Genomic DNA, 17,944 nt, shown 5'->3' with positions numbered 1-17,944 from the left:
TTATTTATATTGTTCCCATAAAGCAGAAGCGATGATCTCCTGCGTTTGATCGGCTATTTGTTGCAACTCTTTATGGGAAGCCTCCATTCCTTCCGTTGAAATAGGCGGATGGATAACCATTTCCATTTTATGCCGGTGAATATTCAAAGAGCCGATTGGCAATACGTCAAAAGGCCCGTTCAAGGTGATCGGAACAATGGGTAAATGTTGGTCGACAGCCATTTGGTATGCACCTTTCTTAAAACGGATCATTTTCCCATCGTAGGTACGCGAACCTTCCGGGAAAACAATCACAGATGCTCCGTTCCTCAGACAACGTTCCGCTTCCTGTACACTACGCGTAGCAGCTTTGCGCGTTGAATTGTCCACAAAAATAAAGCCGGCAGCCCGGCAGGCTGCTCCGACAAACGGGATTTTGGAAATCCCCGCTTTCATCACCCATTTGATAGGAACACCTAAGAAACCATATATAAGAAAGATGTCGAACGCCCCCTGGTGATTGGATACAAATACATAAGACTTCTTCCGGTCTATATTCTCCCGCCCTTTAACTTTCACCGGACAAAGCGCCAGATGGCATGTCAGCCACGACCAAATCATTCCGGGGTAATAGGCAAATATCCGTTCCCCTCCCAACAGACAACCCACAATCACCGTCACAGCCGTAAGTATGGTGAGCACGACAAATACCGGTACCATAAACAGCCACAAATAAAGTATGTAAAGAATTCTAACCATATATAAATGCTTTATTATGCAAATATAAAGGCTAAATTCAATGGTTTCATTATTTTTCTCTCAAAATATTTTTACAATCGGGTTATTATTGCTTTATTTGCGGTAGAAAAAAATAATATATAAAATATCTATCACCATGAACGAATTATTGAAAAATCTGGGGGTAATCGTACTCCTTATCGGTGTTATCATTTTAGCAGTACCGGCTATCAGTGGAGGTATGTCAAATACGATTCTTCTTACCGGTTTAGGAATCATTATCCTGGGTTATATCGGTCATATCGTTATTAACAAAAGACTCGGATAATCTCACACACACTTACAAATAAAAAAGACCGCTCTTTTGAGCGGTCTTTTTTATTTTCTACCAAAGAGATCAGGCTTCACCTTTCACGCCTCCGATGGGAGGAACAAAATTTTCAAACTTTGCAGTCTTGCCGCTAACCTGCTCTTCGAACTTTGCCAAATTATCCTGCAAGGCAAACAGCAGGCGTTTAGCATTATCCGGAGTAAGTATCACACGACTTTTCACCTGTGCTTTCGGTGCGCCCGGTACGACCCGGATAAAGTCTAAAATAAACTCTGACGATGAATGCGATATAATTGCCAGATTTGCATACGTTCCCTGAGCCATCTCTTCTGACAACTCTACCTGAATTTCATTTGTCGGTTTGTTATTTTCCATATCTCCTATTTTCATTTATAAATATTCTAAGACAAATATACATATTAAAATCGGAATGCCAGCAAATAAAAAGGGCCACCTTCACAGGCAGCCCTTTTTCAGTTGTGTTTTTAATTCTCAATTCTTTAGACCAATGTAAAAAAAATACCTTATTGTGTTTAATATTTTCTAATCAAGACGCTTAAACTAAGGCCATTCGTCTTAGTGAATTCGTTGTTTATTCAACATTACAAAGATATGACCAACAGAATTAACCACCAAATACTATTTTATCATTATATGATACTATTTCGTCAGATAGAAAACTTCCATTCTGTGAATTAGTTTAAAATCATGTTTTAAACCCTAAAACGAGTTCGTGCATATTTTTCACGATATTCGGTAGGAGTACTACCTTTTCGTCGCTTAAAAGCCCGATTAAAATTCGATAAGTTATTAAAACCGGACTTATAACATATTTCTGCTATTGTATCGCTTGTATCGATCAGACGACAAACGGCTTCCGATATACGAATGTCATTCAAATTATCAATAAAAGTTTTTCCAGTCCATTTTTTTAAGAAGCGGGTAAGCGATGCTTCACTCATATTTATTAACGAAGCAAGTTCAGGTAAAGAAACCGGACGCTGATAATTTTCGTGCAAAAATAGCATGATCGTATCCAAACGATCATTATCTATATTCCGGAAATTTTCCACTGTATTGACAGCATTTAACTTGCGGGCTTCTTCATCCAGCGATAATGTCTTGAGTATATCTATCAAACGTAACAAATTGTGAAAAGAATCCGATTCCTCACTCGACAGCTTTTTCAATTCCGGCTGAATATGCAAAATCATTTCCCGGCTAAAAACTAATCCGCACGATGCCTTATCAAACATATCTTTTATCGTCTTAAAATGACGCTTATTAATTAAACTGTCGAATAAAGAGGCATGGAACTGGATCGTAATCTCCAGCATATCCGTGCAAGAACATTTGTGATTAGAATAAGCATGCTTAGTTCCTCCGGCAACTAAAAGCAAATCAAGATCTTCCATCTCCTCCACCGAATCTCCTACTATACGGATCGCTCCTCCGGCATTCTCCAAATAGTTCAGTTCAAATTCCGGATGTATATGAAGCGGATAAGAAAAACCACGCTTAGGTCGCTGCATCACCATAAAACAATCTTCAGGTGAAAGCGGCGTAATCTCTCTTAATACATCTACGGAATCCATAATCTGTTTACTGAATAAGTATTCTTGATATAACCGGACAATGGTCTGATGGATACAAATTTCCCAGACTTTCAGCCAACACACCGTGACGAAGGACCTTTATATTGCCTTTCACAAATATATAATCGATCCACTCACGTTTCTCCAAGGGAATACGTCCGAAATTATGAAAAGTCCATTCCGGACCGTAACGTAACGGAGCCACTGTACGGGTATGCGTTAAGCAACGCGGATCATTAGCGTCCGTCAGAACTTTGATCGGATCATCTTCCGGAACTGCATTAAAATCACCGGTAACAACCACCGGTAAATTTCCGGATAAGCTTTTTACCTGCGCAAGAACCAGAGAAGCACCTTCGTGACGAGCCACCTTTCCCATATGATCCAGATGAGTATTCAGAAAGAAAAACTCTTTCCCGGATTCTTTATCTTTAAAGACAGCCCAAGTTGCCACGCGCTCACAAGCAGCATCCCAACCTTTCTTTCCAACAGCATTTATATCTTCTGCCAACCAGAAATTGCCACTTTTCACAACGGTAAAACGATCCTTCCGGTACAAGATAGGAGCATATTCTCCCTTAGTTTTGCCATCCTCACGTCCAACTCCTACATATCCATAGTCAGGCAGACGCTCCAATAAATCAGTTAATTGATTATGCAGCACTTCCTGAGCACCAAACATATCCACATCGTAAAACTTAACCACATTTGCGGCCAGATCTTTCCTGTGTTCCCACCAATTATCTCCATCCGCTTTCGTGCTCAAACGAATATTAAAAGACATTACATTCATTTCGTTATCAGGATGCTTGGCAAAAGCAACATTCATAGATAAAAGAATAGCAAATAAATAGAGCAGAACTTTTTTCATATATCGCATATTTTAATTATCAAGTCAATACACAAATATAAGGACTCTGACCTTATTAAACAAATTCCAGAAAACAAAATAGGGCTACCGAATAAAAATCCGATAGCCCTATTTACTATTTTACTTTCGTATATTACTCGTCGTCTCTGTCCATAGCATTAAAATCTACGACATTCTTACGATTTGCAAAAATACGTTCGAATTCATCTTTAGCACCAACAACCAGCTTGTCGAAATCACGCTGACCTGTACCGGCAGGAATAAGATGACCACAGATAACATTTTCTTTCAAACCTTCCAAGCGGTCTACCTTTCCATTGATAGCAGCTTCGTTCAACACTTTCGTCGTTTCCTGGAAAGATGCGGCAGACATAAAGCTATTTGTCTGCAGAGCTGCGCGGGTAATACCCTGGAGAATCTGATTGGCTGTAGCCGGAACCGCATCACGCACTTCAACCAACTTCAAGTCGCGGCGTTTCAGCATACTGTTCTCGTCTCTCAACTTACGAACCGTCACGATCTGACCAGCCTGCAATGTCTGGGAATCTCCCGGATCCGTAACAACTTTCTTGCCCCAGATACGATCGTTTTCATCCATTACTTCCAGCTTGTCTACAACCTGCTGTTCCAAGAAGCGAGTATCTCCCGGATCGATGATTTCCACCTTACGCATCATCTGGCGGACGATTACTTCGAAGTGTTTATCGTTAATCTTCACACCCTGCAGACGATATACGTCCTGGATTTCATTTACGATATACTCCTGAACAGCCGTCGGCCCCATGATAGCCAGAATATCAGACGGAGTTGTTGCACCATCAGACAACGGCATACCGGCACGGATATAGTCATTTTCCTGAACAAGCAGCTGCTTGGACAGAGGCACCATGTATTTCTTAACTTCACCCAGTTTAGAAGTGACGGTAATTTCACGGTTACCACGTTTGATCTTACCAAAGCCAACCTCACCATCGATTTCTGAAACGACAGCCGGGTTAGACGGGTTACGAGCCTCGAACAATTCTGTTACACGAGGCAAACCACCGGTAATATCACCTGCTTTACTTACAGCACGCGGGATCTTAACCAAAACCTCACCGGCCCGGACCATATCGCCCTCGTCTTTCACAACGTGAGCACCTAACGGCAATGAGTAATTCTTCAGATAATTTCCGTTTTCATCCACAATGTGGGCAGCCGGAGCTTTCGTCTTATCTTTGGATTCGATAATGATCTTTTCCTTCAAACCGGTTGTTTCATCACTTTCAACATTGTAAGTTACGTTTTCGACCAAACTTTCAAATTCGATTTTACCGGAAACCTCAGATACGATAACGGCATTGAACGGGTCCCATTCGATGATAACATCACCTTTCTTGATTGTATCTCCATTCTTGAAGAACAATTTGGAACCATAAGGTATATTATGAGCCAGCAAGACAATCTTCGTCGTAGGATCTACAATACGAAGTTCAGCCAGACGGCTTACAACAACCTGACATTTCTTGCCTCCCTCTTCACTGTCTACGGCACGAAGCTCTTCGATTTCCAGAACACCGTCATATTTAGAAGTAATGCTGTTTTCTGTAGCGACGTTAGAAGCGATACCACCGACGTGGAATGTACGCAATGTCAACTGAGTACCCGGTTCACCGATTGACTGTGCAGCAATAACGCCGACAACCTCACCTTTCTGAACCATCTGGTTCGTTGCCAGGTTACGGCCATAACATTTTGCACAAACACCTTTCTTGGATTCACAAGTCAATACAGAACGGATTTCAACGCTTTCGATCGGAGAATCTTCGATCTTCTTGGCTGCATCTTCACGGATTTCCTCACCAGCACGGACAATAACTTCGCCTGTCAACGGATGAATGACATCATGAACCGACACACGTCCCAGGATACGTTCTCCCAAACTTGCGATCACTTCATCATTATTCTTTAATTCCGTACAGATCAAGCCACGCAACGTACCACAGTCTTCTTCGTTGATGATCACATCGTGCGAAACGTCAACCAGACGACGAGTCAGATAACCGGCATCGGCAGTCTTCAAAGCCGTATCGGCCAAACCTTTACGAGCACCGTGAGTTGAAATAAAGTACTCCAACACAGACAAACCTTCCTTAAAGTTTGAAAGGATCGGGTTTTCAATGATCTGACCGCCTTCCGCGCCACTCTTCTGCGGTTTTGCCATCAAACCACGCATACCGGACAACTGACGAATCTGTTCCTTAGAACCACGGGCTCCAGAATCCATCATCATATAGATAGAGTTGAAACCGTCGTTATCAGCCGTCAACTGCTTCATCAATGTATCAGACAGCTTGCTGTTGACATGTGTCCATGTATCGATAATCTGATTGTAACGTTCGTTGTTGGTGATGAACCCCATATTGTAGTTGTTCATAATCTGCTCAACTTCGTCATAACCTTCTTTCACCAATTCCTCTTTCTGAGGCGGGATCAGAACGTCGGCCAAGTTGAAGGACAGACCACCCTTAAAGGCCATGTAATAACCCAAATTCTTGATATCGTCCAAGAACTGAGCCGTACGGGCAACACCACAAACCTTAATCACCTTACCGATGATATCGCGCAGTGCTTTTTTACCCAATACTTCATTGATATAACCTACTTCTTCCGGAACGAATTCATTAACCATCAAACGGCCGACAGAAGTTTCGATCATTTTCTTAACCGGATTGCCATCCTTGTCGATATCGTTCACATATACTTTGATCGGAGCGTGGATATCCACCTTCTTCTCATTATATGCAATCGTTGCTTCTTCCGGTCCATAGAATACCAAACCTTCGCCTTGTGCCCCCTTGCGCATCTTCGTGATGTAGTACAGACCCAATACCATATCCTGGGAAGGAACGGTAATAGGCGCACCGTTTGCCGGGTTCAGAATGTTATGGGAAGCCAGCATCAACATCTGTGCTTCCAATACGGCTTCGTTTCCTAAAGGCAAGTGAACAGCCATCTGGTCACCATCGAAGTCGGCGTTGAAAGCCGTACATGCCAACGGGTGCAGCTGAATAGCCTTTCCTTCGATCAGCTTCGGCTGGAATGCCTGAATACCCAAACGGTGCAATGTCGGTGCACGGTTCAGCAATACAGGATGACCTTTCATAACATATTCCAGAATATCCCAAACAACCGGTTCTTTACGATCCACGATTTTCTTTGCAGATTTAACCGTCTTCACGATACCGCGTTCGATCAATTTACGGATTACGAAAGGTTTATAAAGTTCAGCTGCCATATTCTTCGGCAGACCACATTCATGCATCTTCAATTCAGGACCTACGACGATAACCGAACGAGCTGAATAGTCCACACGTTTACCCAACAAGTTCTGACGGAAACGACCTTGTTTACCTTTCAAACTGTCAGAGAGAGACTTCAGCGGACGGTTGGCATCTGTCTTAACGGCACTCGACTTACGAGAGTTGTCAAACAGTGAGTCCACAGCTTCCTGAAGCATACGTTTTTCATTACGCAAAATCACTTCGGGAGCCTTGATATCGATCAATCGTTTCAAACGATTGTTACGGATGATAACACGACGATACAAATCGTTCAAATCGGAAGTGGCAAAACGTCCACCATCCAACGGAACCAACGGACGCAGTTCGGGCGGAATAACCGGCACCACCTTCACGATCATCCATTCCGGTTTGTTACGGCCTCTGGAAGCACGGAAAGATTCAACGACCTGCAAACGTTTCAACGCTTCGTTCTTACGCTGCTGTGAACCGTCCGTACTTGCACGGTGACGCAGTTCGTAAGACAAAGAATCCAAATCCAGACGAGCCAGCAAATCATAGATTGCTTCGGCACCGATCTTTGCGATAAACTTATTGGGATCCGTATCTTCCAGCATCTGGTTTTCCTTTGGCAGGTTGTCCAGGATCTGCAGATATTCTTCTTCCGAAAGCAAGTCCAATTCAGCAACAGTGTCTACACACCCCGGCTGAATCACCACATAACGTTCGTAATAAATAATAGAATCCAGCTTCTTGGTCGGCAAGCCTAACAAGTAACCGATTTTATTGGGCAGGGAACGGAAATACCAGATATGAGCGACGGGAACTACCAGATGGATGTGTCCCATACGTTCGCGACGCACTTTTTTCTCTGTAACTTCCACCCCGCAACGATCGCAGACAATCCCTTTGTAACGGATACGCTTGTATTTTCCGCAATGACATTCGTAATCCTTGATCGGACCGAAAATACGCTCGCAAAAAAGACCGTCACGCTCAGGTTTGTACGTACGATAGTTAATCGTTTCCGGTTTCAAAACTTCACCACTGGAGTTTTCAAGAATTTCTTCAGGGGAAGCCAGACCGATGGTTATTTTTGAAAAGTTACTCTTTATCTTGTTTTCTTTTCTAAAGGCCATATTTTTTATTTATAAAGAGTTATCAATGAGTAAGCAGATGAGCCGAAGCCCATCTACTTATATTGTTTTTTGAATTAATCCAGAGTGAAGCTTAAACCAAGACCTCTCAGTTCGTGCAGCAATACGTTCAGAGATTCAGGGATACCCGGTTGTGGCATCGGATCACCTTTCACGATTGCTTCATAAGCTTTGGAACGTCCGACAACGTCATCAGACTTGATTGTAAGGATTTCCTGAAGAACATGTGCAGCACCGAAAGCTTCCAGTGCCCAAACTTCCATTTCTCCGAAACGCTGACCACCAAACTGTGCCTTACCACCCAGAGGCTGTTGAGTAATAAGAGAGTACGGACCGATAGAACGGGCGTGCATCTTATCATCAACCATGTGACCCAATTTCAGGAAGTACGTAACACCTACCGTAGCCGGCTGGTCAAAACGTTCACCGGTTCCACCATCATACAGGTAAGTTTTACCATAGCGGGGCACACCGGCTTTATCCGTCCATTCGTTCATGTCATCCAAAGTCGCACCATCGAAAATCGGAGTAGCAAACTTCACACCCATCGAGCGACCGGCCCAACCTAACACAGCTTCAAAGATCTGTCCCAAGTTCATACGGGAAGGCACACCCAGCGGGTTCAAACAAATATCAACCGGAGTTCCGTCTTCCAGGAACGGCATATCCTCCTGACGAACGATCTTGGAAACAATACCCTTGTTACCATGGCGACCGGCCATCTTATCACCAACCTGGATCTTACGTTTCTTTGCAATGTAAACCTTCGCCATCTGAACAATACCTGTCGGCAGTTCATCACCGATCGTAAGATCGAATTTCTTACGTCTCAACTCGGCATCCAGTTCTTTATATTTCTTCAGATAGTTCAGGATCACCTGCTTGATAAGTTCGTTCTTATCTGCATCAGCAGTCCATTTACTTACCTGAACAGCATTGTAATCCAAATCTTCCAGAGCCTTACGAGAGAATTTCGCTCCTTTCGCAATGATCTCTGTATTCATATAGTCTTTTACACCCTGAGAAACCTTACCAGTGGTCAAAACCAACAATTTGTCGACCAACAGATTCTTCAGGTCGGCCATCTTCATTTCGTATTCCTCATCCAGCTTCGGCAGAATAGCCTTATCAGTCAGTCTGGACTTACGCTTTTTAACAGCTTTCGAGAATAAAGCAGTTTCGATAACCACACCACGCAAAGACGGAGTCGCCTTCAAAGAAGCATCCTTCACATCACCGGCCTTATCGCCGAAGATCGCACGAAGCAGTTTTTCTTCCGGAGAAGGATCCGATTCCCCTTTCGGAGTAATCTTACCGATCAGGATATCACCCGGTTCAATGCGGGCACCTACACGGACAATACCTCTCTCGTCCAAATCCTTGGTCGCTTCTTCGCTGACATTAGGAATATCGGATGTCAACTCTTCCATACCACGTTTCGTTTCACGGACTTCCAAAATATATTCGTCAACGTGAACTGAAGTAAAGAAGTCCTCACGAACCATACGTTCGTTCAGAACGATAGCATCCTCATAATTGTATCCCTTCCAAGGCATATAGGCCACTTTCACATTACGTCCCAGTGCCAATTCACCATTCTGGGTAGAATAGCCCTCCGTCAAAATATCACCGGCTTTCACACGCTGGCCACGATGGCAGATCGGACGCAAATCGACAGTCGTACTCTGGTTCGTCTTACGCCATTTCGGAATCGTATATGTCTTAATTGAATCTTCGAAACTTACGAATTCTTCGTCTTCCGTACGATCATATTTGATCTTGATGCAAGTAGCATCCACAAATACGACTTCACCTTCGCGTTCAGCCATGATCTGTGTACGTGAATCGCGTGCAACCTGTGCCTCGATACCGGTACCCACGATCGGAGCATCCGTACGCAACAAAGGAACTGCCTGGCGCATCATGTTAGATCCCATCAATGCACGGTTGGCATCGTCATGTTCCAAGAACGGAATCAAAGAGGCCGCAATAGAAGCAATCTGCTGCGGAGCAACGTCCATCAAGTCAATTTCAGAAGGCGGTACAACAGGGAAGTCCGCTTCAAAACGAGCTTTCACCCTATCAAGTATAAACTTGCCATCATCATTCAAAGGGGCATTACCCTGTGCGATGGTCAATTCTTCCTCTTCCTCCGCCGTGTAATATTGCAAACCTTCGTCAGAGAAGTCAACTTTACCATCCACCACCTTACGATACGGAGTAGAGATAAAGCCCAGATCATTGATCTTTGCATACACACAAAGGGATGAGATCAAACCGATGTTCGGACCTTCAGGAGTTTCAATAGGACAAAGACGGCCATAGTGCGTATAGTGTACGTCACGGACCTCAAATCCGGCACGTTCACGAGACAGACCGCCCGGTCCCAGGGCAGACAAACGACGTTTATGCGTAATCTCAGCCAGCGGGTTTGTCTGGTCCATAAACTGCGACAAAGCATTCGTACCGAAGAAAGAGTTGACAACAGAAGAAATTGTCTTCGCGTTAATCAAATCGATCGGGGTAAACACTTCATTATCGCGAACGTTCATACGTTCACGAACCGTACGGGACATACGGGCCAGACCAATACCGAACTGGTTATACAGCTGCTCGCCAACTGTACGCACACGACGGTTGCTCAAGTGGTCGATATCATCAACAATCGCCTTCGAGTTGATCAACTCGATCAGATACTTGATGATCTCGATTATATCTTCTTTCGTCAAAACCTTAATATCATCGCTGGTAGTAAGGTTCAACTTCTTATTAATTCTGTAACGGCCTACTTCACCTAAGTCATAACGCTTTTCAGAGAAGAACAGGTTCTGAATAACTTCACGGGCACTTGCTTCATCTGCAGGTTCTGCATTACGCAACTGACGGTAAATATACAGGACAGCTTCCTTTTCAGAGTTACTGGGGTCTTTCTGGAGCGTATTATAGATGATGGCATAATCCGATAGATTCTGGTCTTCGCGATGCAACAGAATGTTCTGCGTACCAGACTCCAGGATAGCCTCTATGTTGTCGCTATCAAGAACCGACTCACGGTCGATGATAACGTCATTACGTTCAATAGAAACAACCTCACCGGTATCTTCATCTACGAAATCTTCCACCCAAGTCTTCAATACACGGGCAGCCAGCTTACGGCCGATCAGTTTCTTCAGGTTCGTCTTTGAAACTTTTACTTCTTCCGCCAGATTAAAGATTTCGAGAATGTCTTTATCGCTTTCAAAACCAATAGCTCTTAAAAGGGTTGTTACAGGCAATTTCTTTTTACGGTCGATATACGCATACATCACATTGTTGATGTCTGTTGCGAATTCGATCCAGGAACCTTTAAAAGGAATGATACGTGCTGAATACAACTTTGTACCATTAGCGTGTGTACTCTGTCCGAAGAACACACCGGGTGAACGGTGTAATTGTGAAACCACAACACGCTCTGCACCATTTATCACGAAAGTACCTCTCTCCGTCATATACGGAATCGGGCCCAGATACACATCCTGTATCACGGTATCGAAATCCTCGTGATCAGGGTCTGTACAATACAGTTTTAACTTCGCTTTTAAAGGCACACTATAGGTTAACCCGCGAGCGATACACTCATCGATTGTGTAACGGGGCGGATCAATATAGTAATCTAAGAACTCCAACACAAAATTGTTACGAGTATCTGCTATCGGAAAATTCTCAGCAAATACCTTATACAATCCCTCCTTTTTTCTCTTTTCGGGAGGTGTGTCAAGTTGAAGAAAGTCTTGAAATGACTTCAATTGTACTTCGAGAAAGTCCGGATATGGGAACTGATTTTTAATCGAAGCAAAATTAACTCTTTGGTTTTCAGCTGTTGAAGACATCTAGTAAGGAATTTATTGAACTTATTGAAATTATAGACACAAAAAGGTTAAGAATCTCCTTGGAGGGAGACTCTTAACCAAATCACCTGATTACCAGGTTATAAATACTATTTAAGCTCAACTTCAGCTCCAGCTTCTTCCAACTGTTTCTTCAATGCTTCAGCATCAGCTTTAGCGATTCCTTCTTTGATAGCGCTGGGAGCACCATCTACCATATCTTTAGCTTCTTTCAAACCAAGACCTGTTAATTCTTTTACCAACTTAACGATAGCCAGCTTGTTTGCACCAGCTGCTTTCAATACTACGTCAAAAGAAGTCTTTTCTTCTTCTGCAGCAGCAGCGCCGCCAGCAGCAGGACCAGCAACAGCAACAGCTGCAGCTGCAGGTTCGATACCATATTCTTCTTTCAGGATTGTAGCCAGTTCGCTAACTTCTTTTACGGTCAGGTTTACTAATTGTTCTGCAAAAGCTTTCAAATCTGCCATTTTTGTATGATTTAAATGTTTGTTTATCTGTGTAAATTAAAAAAATTATCTTTCTTCCAGAGTCTTCAACAGACCATGGATAGTTTGTCCTGATGACTGAAGAGCAGAGATAACATTCTTCGCCGGAGATTGCAACAGCATGATAACATCTCCGATAAGTTCGTTTTTGCTCTTGATATTTACCAGTGCTTCGAGGTTCTCTGCTCCGACATAGAAGCTTTCCTGTACATAGGCAGCTTTCAATTCCGGTTTAGCAACAGTATCTTTCTTAGCATCCTTGGTAAAACTCTTAATCAGACGAGCAGGTGCGTTAGCAGTCTGTGAGAACATCACAGCTGTATTGCCTTTCATTGCAACATGCAGAGGAGAAAAATCACCACCTACATTTTCCAATGCTTTCTTAAGCAAGTTATTCTTTACAACAACCAACTTGATCTCATTCTTGAAACATTCCCGTCTCAATTTGCTTGTTTTCTCAGCATTCAATGCTTCGATATCAGTCAAATAGAAATTAGGATATTCCTTTACGATTTCAGTCAGTTGATCTATGACTAAGCTCTTATCTTCCTTTTTCATTGTCCAATAATTTTAATTAGTTTTCTTCAACTGATTTGGGGTCTATTTTAATACCCGCACTCATTGTACTTGAAAGATAAATGCTCTTTATATATGTACCTTTAGCTGCAGACGGTTTCAACTTCAGAAGAGTTGAAATAAATTCCTTAGCATTGTCACGGATCTGATCGGGGTTAAAAGAAACCTTACCGATTGAAGTGTGAACGATACCGGATTTGTCTACCTTAAAGTCGATCTTACCTTGCTTAACTTCTTTCACAGCGTTGCCGATCTCATTGGTAACCGTACCACTCTTCGGGTTAGGCATCAAACCACGCGGGCCTAATACTCTACCCAGAGCACCGATTTTACCCATGATAGAAGGCATCGTGATAATTACGTCAATATCAGTCCAACCGCCTTTAATCTTTTCAATATACTCATCCAATCCTACATAGTCAGCTCCAGCAGCAGTTGCTTCAGCTTCCTTGTCTGGTGTACATAATGCGAGAACCCGAACTTGCTTACCAGTTCCGTGAGGCAGTGAAACCACGCCTCTTACCATTTGGTTAGCTTTACGAGGGTCAACACCTAAACGGACATCAACATCTACGGATGCATCAAACTTAGTAGTAGTAATTTCCTTTACTAAAGCTGAAGCTTCTTTCAATGTGTATGCTTTCCCAGCTTCAATCTTGCCCAAAGCCAACTTTTGATTCTTTGTAAGTTTACTCATCTCAATTGAAGTTTATTAATTATTACCCGGGAATGTCCCTTTAACAGTGATACCCATACTTCTTGCTGTTCCGGCAACCATTTTCATAGCTGACTCAACAGTGAAGCAGTTCAGATCGACTAACTTGTCTTCTGCAATAGTTTTTACCTGATCCCAAGAGATTTCTGCAATCTTCTTACGATTCGGCTCAGCAGAACCACCTTTCTGTTTGGAAGCTTCCAGTAATTGGATAGCAACAGGAGGTGTTTTCACAACAAAGTCGAAAGACTTATCAGCATAGTAAGTAATTACCACAGGTAAAACCTTACCAGCCTTGTCTTGGGTTCTGGCATTAAATTGCTTGCAAAACTCCATAATATTAATACCCTTAGAACCTAAAGCAGGTCCTACTGGGGGAGAAGGGTTTGCTGCTCCTCCTTTAATCTGCAATTTGATTTGTCCAGCAACTTCTTTAGCCATTGTTTCTAAAATTTTTTAGATATATAACATCGATAACTTTAAGAAAGGAGTACTTTTCGTAACAAGAGTACTTATTCTTTCTCTACTTGCATATAACCCAACTCAAGCGGTGTCTTACGTCCGAAGACCTTAACCATCACTTTGAGTTTCTTTTTCTCGGCATTGACCTCTTCGATTACACCGGTGAAACCGTTGAACGGTCCAAAGGTGATTTTCACATTCTCGCCAACATAGAACTGGATGTCCAGGTCTTCCTGCTGTTCCTGCAGTTCGTCGACCGTACCTAAAATACGGCTTACTTCTGCCGGACGCAAGGGAACGGGATTATCCGATCCACCTAAAAATCCGATCACATTGGGAATGTTTCTCAATCGATGAGCAACTTCTCCGACCAATGCAGCCTCTACCAATACATAACCCGGCAAGTAAGCTCTTTCTTTCATCACTTTCTTACCATTACGTACCGTGAAAGTCTTTTCCGTAGGAATCAGCACCTGGTTGACATATTCACCCAGATCTGTATTCTTCAGTTCAGCCTCGAGGTATTCTCTGACTTTATTCTCCTTGCCACTAATGGCGCGCAGAACATAAAATTTCTTTTGAATATCAGACATACTCTAAACTGATTAAAAGATTTTCTCGTAGAAGAAACGCATCACGCCTTCAAAGCCTAAATCAATAACAAAGATTAATGCGGCGATTATAAGGGAAGCAAACATAACAACCACAGCACTATTGGAAAGCTCTGTTCTCGTAGGCCAAGAAACTTTATAAACAAGTTCGTTATAAGATTCCTTAATATAAGTAATTATCTTTTTCATCGAATCTATAGATTTTTAGCACGGAAGGAGAGGCTCGAACTCCCGACACCTGGTTTTGGAGACCAGTGCTCTACCGACTGAGCTACTTCCGTAAAATAGCCAGTCCTTTAACAAGACTGGCTACACTTTGTATGTATTTGAATTAGTTTTCTAATTCTGTGATCTGACCAGCACCTACTGTACGTCCACCTTCGCGGATAGCGAAACGAAGACCTACGTTACAAGCTACCGGGTAGATCAGTTCAACTTCGATTGTTACGTTATCACCAGGCATTACCATTTCAGTTCCTTCCGGAAGAGTGATTTCACCTGTAACGTCCAATGTACGGATATAGAACTGAGGACGGTATTTGTTGTGGAACGGAGTGTGACGACCACCTTCTTCTTTTTTCAGGATATAAACCTCAGCTTTGAAGCGAGAGTGTTCTTTAACCTGACCCGGGTGGCAGATTACCATACCACGTTTGATTTCGTTCTTGTCGATACCACGCAGCAACAGACCTACGTTGTCACCAGCTTCACCCTGATCCAACAGCTTACGGAACATTTCAACACCTGTTACAACAGATTTCATGCCGTCAGCACCCAGACCGATGATCTGAACTTCTTCACCAACTTTTACGATACCTGTTTCGATACGACCTGTAGCAACTGTACCACGACCTGTGATAGAGAACACGTCTTCAACCGGCATCAAGAAAGGTTTGTCAACTTCACGCGGAGGCAGCGGAATCCAAGTATCTACAGCTTCCATCAGCTCCATTACTTTTTCTTCCCATTTTGCGTCACCGTTCAAAGCACCCAGAGCAGAACCACGGATGATCGGAGTGTTATCGCCGTCGAAATCATAGAAAGAAAGCAATTCTCTCATTTCCATTTCAACCAGTTCCAACATTTCTTCGTCGTCTACCATGTCACATTTGTTCATGAAAACAACCAATCTCGGAACGTTTACCTGACGAGCCAACAGGATGTGCTCGCGAGTCTGAGGCATAGGACCATCAGTAGCAGCAACTACGATGATAGCACCGTCCATCTGAGCAGCACCAGTTACCATGTTCTTTACGTAGTCGGCGTGACCCGGACAGTCTACGTGAGCATAGTGACGGTTTGCAGTCGAATACTCTACGTGAGAAGTGTTGATTGTAATACCTCTCTCTTTTTCTTCAGGAGCGTTGTCGATAGAATCGAATGAACGCAATTCTGAAAGACCTTTCTTTGCCAATACTGTTGTGATAGCAGCTGTCAAAGTTGTTTTACCGTGGTCAACGTGACCAATCGTACCAATGTTCACATGTGGTTTCGATCTGTCAAATTTCTCTTTTGCCATAACTTTAATTGTTCTTTATTTGATTAATGATCATGTTCTAAAATATCATTTTTGAGCCGGTGCCGAGACTTGAACTCGGGACCTCTTCCTTACCAAGGAAGTGCTCTACCGCTGAGCTACACAGGCAATAAATAAGAGCGGAAGACGGGGCTCAAACCCGCGACCCTCAGCTTGGAAGGCTAATGCTCTATCAACTGAGCTACTTCCGCAATTTAATTGCCAATTGTTCATTTTCAATTAGCAAGTGGGCAGTGATGGATTCGAACCACCGAAGTCGAAAGACAGCTGAGTTACAGTCAGCCCCATTTGGCCACTCTGGTAACTGCCCAATATGTTTTTTGAGCCTCTTGTCGGATTCGAACCAACGACCCCGAGATTACAAATCACGTGCTCTGGCCAACTGAGCTAAAGAGGCATGTCCGCTTCAAAAAGCAGCCGTTTCGTCACCAAGGCGAAACGGCTGCAAATTTAGGCATTATTTCTTACATACCAAATTTATCTACCGTTTTTTTTATTTGGCTCTGATTTTTTCCTTGAATTTAACTAATTGCTTTTCCAGCGCTTCGACACATTCGTCGATTGATCCTTCAAAAGTGTCATTTACCTTCTCAGCAAAACAGTCTCCATTCTTAATTTTCAGTCGAATAGCAGCTTCTTTATTCTTCGCAGTCTCAGGTTTGACGACCTTCAACGTTACTTCTGCTAATATTATGCCGTCGAAGTATTGCTCCAACTTACTAACTTTCTTCTGAATAAACGCTTCCAGTTGAACTGTTGCGTCAAAATGGATTGCCTGAATTCTAATGTCCATAATTAACCTCCTTCTTTTTGTGCTCTTGGATGAGCATGATACACTTTTTTTAATTCCTCAAAGGTTGTATGTGTGTAAATACTGGTTGAAGCCAGACTGCTGTGTCCGAGTAACTCTTTCACGGCGTTCAGCTCCGCTCCGTTATTCAACATACTTGTCGCAAATGAATGTCTTAATACGTGGGGACTGCATTTTGCCAATGTCGGAATGTCCGAGAGCTTCTTTTTTACTATTGTATAAAGAATGCCGGTGGACAACTGTTCTCCGTTCTTCCGAACCAAGAACCATCCGCTTCCTGAGCCAACTTCACGATTTCGGACTTCAGTGTATGCAAGCATCAAGTTTTTCAATCTTTCTGCAAAAGGGATCAACCGTTGTTTGTTGCGCTTCCCCGTCACCTTGATCTGCATGGCATCGTAGTCTATGTCGGCATCTAACAAGCCGACCAACTCCGAACGCCGCACACCGGTATCGTAAAGCATTTCAAGAATCAAGCGATCCCTCACACCTTCAAAATCCTCATCAAACCCGTCTCCATCCAGCAATTGTTCCATATCCTTCTCTTTTACAAAAGTAGGTAACGGCTTCTTTGTTTTCGGACCGGTTACAAACCGTAACGGGTTTACAGAAACAAATCCCTGCTTCATAAGGAATTTAAAAAAAGACTTCAAAGAACTTAATTTCCGGTTGACCGACACGGGCGAAATCTTGCTATCCAATAAGAATATAATCCAATTCCGTACAATATCCGTATCTACTTCTTCCGGTATAAATGCGCCTTCCTTCTTCTCTTTTACAAAACCTTCAAACTGATGCAAATCCTGGGAATAAGCATCAATCGTATATTCGGAATAATTCCGTTCATACCGAAGATAATCTAAAAACGAATCAATCTGCACATTCACGTTGCATCAACTTTTATGCAA

Annotated in this window: 16 protein-coding genes and 5 tRNA genes; 1 reads left to right on the top strand and 20 read right to left on the bottom strand. The window is 43.0% G+C overall.

What is annotated here, in order from left to right; all coding sequences use genetic code 11:
* A complete protein-coding gene (locus tag DWU89_RS01125; protein ID WP_115497859.1) occupies positions 1-738 on the bottom strand; it encodes a lysophospholipid acyltransferase family protein in 738 nt (245 codons plus the stop codon).
* A gap of 136 nt (positions 739-874) precedes the next feature.
* Here DWU89_RS01125 and DWU89_RS20710 point away from each other — a divergent pair, with 136 nt between their 5' ends.
* Positions 875-1,045 (top strand): hypothetical protein, encoded by a 171-nt coding sequence (locus DWU89_RS20710; RefSeq protein WP_167451602.1) that lies wholly within the window; start codon positions 875-877, stop codon positions 1,043-1,045.
* A gap of 69 nt (positions 1,046-1,114) precedes the next feature.
* Here the strand turns inward: DWU89_RS20710 and DWU89_RS01120 are convergent, their stop codons facing one another.
* The 19 genes from DWU89_RS01120 to DWU89_RS01030 form a co-directional block, all read right to left on the bottom strand.
* Entirely contained in the window at positions 1,115-1,423 is a 309-nt protein-coding gene (locus tag DWU89_RS01120; protein WP_115497954.1) for a DUF3467 domain-containing protein, read from the bottom strand.
* 338 nt (positions 1,424-1,761) lie between these two features.
* Positions 1,762-2,643: an AraC family transcriptional regulator gene (locus DWU89_RS01115; RefSeq protein ID WP_115497858.1), complete on the bottom strand. Its 882-nt coding sequence runs from the start codon at positions 2,641-2,643 to the stop codon at positions 1,762-1,764.
* A 7-nt stretch (positions 2,644-2,650) separates the two neighbouring features.
* Positions 2,651-3,514, bottom strand: a complete 864-nt coding sequence (locus tag DWU89_RS01110) for an endonuclease/exonuclease/phosphatase family protein (protein ID WP_115497857.1) — start codon at positions 3,512-3,514, stop codon at positions 2,651-2,653.
* A 133-nt stretch (positions 3,515-3,647) separates the two neighbouring features.
* Positions 3,648-7,934, bottom strand: coding sequence for a DNA-directed RNA polymerase subunit beta' (gene rpoC / locus DWU89_RS01105; RefSeq protein WP_115497856.1), 4,287 nt, complete (start codon positions 7,932-7,934; stop codon positions 3,648-3,650).
* A 74-nt stretch (positions 7,935-8,008) separates the two neighbouring features.
* The gene (gene rpoB / locus DWU89_RS01100) at positions 8,009-11,821 is read right to left on the bottom strand and encodes a DNA-directed RNA polymerase subunit beta (RefSeq protein WP_115497855.1); all 3,813 of its coding nucleotides are present in this window, start codon (positions 11,819-11,821) and stop codon (positions 8,009-8,011) included.
* A 107-nt stretch (positions 11,822-11,928) separates the two neighbouring features.
* A complete protein-coding gene (rplL, locus tag DWU89_RS01095; RefSeq protein WP_115497854.1) occupies positions 11,929-12,306 on the bottom strand; it encodes a 50S ribosomal protein L7/L12 in 378 nt (125 codons plus the stop codon).
* Positions 12,307-12,351: 45 nt separating this feature from the next.
* Entirely contained in the window at positions 12,352-12,882 is a 531-nt protein-coding gene (rplJ, locus tag DWU89_RS01090) for a 50S ribosomal protein L10 (protein WP_115497853.1), read from the bottom strand.
* A 16-nt stretch (positions 12,883-12,898) separates the two neighbouring features.
* The gene (gene rplA / locus DWU89_RS01085; RefSeq protein WP_115497852.1) at positions 12,899-13,597 is read right to left on the bottom strand and encodes a 50S ribosomal protein L1; all 699 of its coding nucleotides are present in this window, start codon (positions 13,595-13,597) and stop codon (positions 12,899-12,901) included.
* A 15-nt stretch (positions 13,598-13,612) separates the two neighbouring features.
* On the bottom strand, positions 13,613-14,056 hold the full coding sequence (gene rplK, locus DWU89_RS01080; RefSeq protein WP_115497851.1) for a 50S ribosomal protein L11: 444 nt from the start codon (positions 14,054-14,056) through the stop codon (positions 13,613-13,615).
* A 71-nt stretch (positions 14,057-14,127) separates the two neighbouring features.
* The gene (gene nusG / locus DWU89_RS01075) at positions 14,128-14,670 is read right to left on the bottom strand and encodes a transcription termination/antitermination protein NusG (RefSeq protein ID WP_102408019.1); all 543 of its coding nucleotides are present in this window, start codon (positions 14,668-14,670) and stop codon (positions 14,128-14,130) included.
* 12 nt (positions 14,671-14,682) lie between these two features.
* Positions 14,683-14,877, bottom strand: a complete 195-nt coding sequence (secE, locus tag DWU89_RS01070; RefSeq protein ID WP_115497850.1) for a preprotein translocase subunit SecE — start codon at positions 14,875-14,877, stop codon at positions 14,683-14,685.
* Positions 14,878-14,896: 19 nt separating this feature from the next.
* Positions 14,897-14,969, bottom strand: a tRNA-Trp gene (locus DWU89_RS01065).
* Positions 14,970-15,019: 50 nt separating this feature from the next.
* Positions 15,020-16,207 carry an elongation factor Tu gene (tuf, locus tag DWU89_RS01060; RefSeq protein ID WP_115497849.1) on the bottom strand — a complete coding sequence of 396 codons (1,188 nt, stop codon included), beginning with the start codon at positions 16,205-16,207 and terminating at the stop codon, positions 15,020-15,022.
* Between the two features lie 54 nt (positions 16,208-16,261).
* Positions 16,262-16,333: transfer RNA gene (locus tag DWU89_RS01055), tRNA-Thr, on the bottom strand.
* Positions 16,334-16,343: 10 nt separating this feature from the next.
* A tRNA-Gly gene (locus DWU89_RS01050) sits at positions 16,344-16,416 on the bottom strand.
* Positions 16,417-16,452: 36 nt separating this feature from the next.
* Positions 16,453-16,535: transfer RNA gene (locus DWU89_RS01045), tRNA-Tyr, on the bottom strand.
* A 13-nt stretch (positions 16,536-16,548) separates the two neighbouring features.
* A tRNA-Thr gene (locus DWU89_RS01040) sits at positions 16,549-16,622 on the bottom strand.
* A 96-nt stretch (positions 16,623-16,718) separates the two neighbouring features.
* Complete coding sequence (hpf, locus tag DWU89_RS01035; protein ID WP_115497848.1) at positions 16,719-17,018, bottom strand: ribosome hibernation-promoting factor, HPF/YfiA family; 300 nt, start codon at positions 17,016-17,018, stop codon at positions 16,719-16,721.
* Between the two features lie 2 nt (positions 17,019-17,020).
* Positions 17,021-17,917, bottom strand: a complete 897-nt coding sequence (locus DWU89_RS01030; RefSeq protein WP_167451608.1) for a tyrosine-type recombinase/integrase — start codon at positions 17,915-17,917, stop codon at positions 17,021-17,023.
* Between the last annotated feature and the right edge of the window lie 27 nt (positions 17,918-17,944).

Origin of the sequence: Parabacteroides acidifaciens (genome assembly GCF_003363715.1) — a bacterium.
Taxonomy (GTDB): Bacteria; Bacteroidota; Bacteroidia; order Bacteroidales; family Tannerellaceae; genus Parabacteroides; species Parabacteroides acidifaciens.
This window is presented reverse-complemented; position numbering and strand designations above follow the sequence as displayed.

Bases quoted from the DNA above. Each gene is read 5' to 3' on its own strand.
- DWU89_RS01125 (WP_115497859.1), bottom strand. From the start codon at position 738: ATGGTTAGAATTCTTTACATACTTTATTTGTGGCTGTTTATGGTACCG.
- DWU89_RS20710 (WP_167451602.1), top strand. From the start codon at position 875: ATGAACGAATTATTGAAAAATCTGGGGGTAATCGTACTCCTTATCGGT.
- DWU89_RS01120 (WP_115497954.1), bottom strand. From the start codon at position 1,423: ATGGAAAATAACAAACCGACAAATGAAATTCAGGTAGAGTTGTCAGAA.
- DWU89_RS01115 (WP_115497858.1), bottom strand. From the start codon at position 2,643: ATGGATTCCGTAGATGTATTAAGAGAGATTACGCCGCTTTCACCTGAA.
- DWU89_RS01110 (WP_115497857.1), bottom strand. From the start codon at position 3,514: ATGAAAAAAGTTCTGCTCTATTTATTTGCTATTCTTTTATCTATGAAT.
- rpoC (WP_115497856.1), bottom strand. From the start codon at position 7,934: ATGGCCTTTAGAAAAGAAAACAAGATAAAGAGTAACTTTTCAAAAATA.
- rpoB (WP_115497855.1), bottom strand. From the start codon at position 11,821: ATGTCTTCAACAGCTGAAAACCAAAGAGTTAATTTTGCTTCGATTAAA.
- rplL (WP_115497854.1), bottom strand. From the start codon at position 12,306: ATGGCAGATTTGAAAGCTTTTGCAGAACAATTAGTAAACCTGACCGTA.
- rplJ (WP_115497853.1), bottom strand. From the start codon at position 12,882: ATGAAAAAGGAAGATAAGAGCTTAGTCATAGATCAACTGACTGAAATC.
- rplA (WP_115497852.1), bottom strand. From the start codon at position 13,597: ATGAGTAAACTTACAAAGAATCAAAAGTTGGCTTTGGGCAAGATTGAA.
- rplK (WP_115497851.1), bottom strand. From the start codon at position 14,056: ATGGCTAAAGAAGTTGCTGGACAAATCAAATTGCAGATTAAAGGAGGA.
- nusG (WP_102408019.1), bottom strand. From the start codon at position 14,670: ATGTCTGATATTCAAAAGAAATTTTATGTTCTGCGCGCCATTAGTGGC.
- secE (WP_115497850.1), bottom strand. From the start codon at position 14,877: ATGAAAAAGATAATTACTTATATTAAGGAATCTTATAACGAACTTGTT.
- tuf (WP_115497849.1), bottom strand. From the start codon at position 16,207: ATGGCAAAAGAGAAATTTGACAGATCGAAACCACATGTGAACATTGGT.
- hpf (WP_115497848.1), bottom strand. From the start codon at position 17,018: ATGGACATTAGAATTCAGGCAATCCATTTTGACGCAACAGTTCAACTG.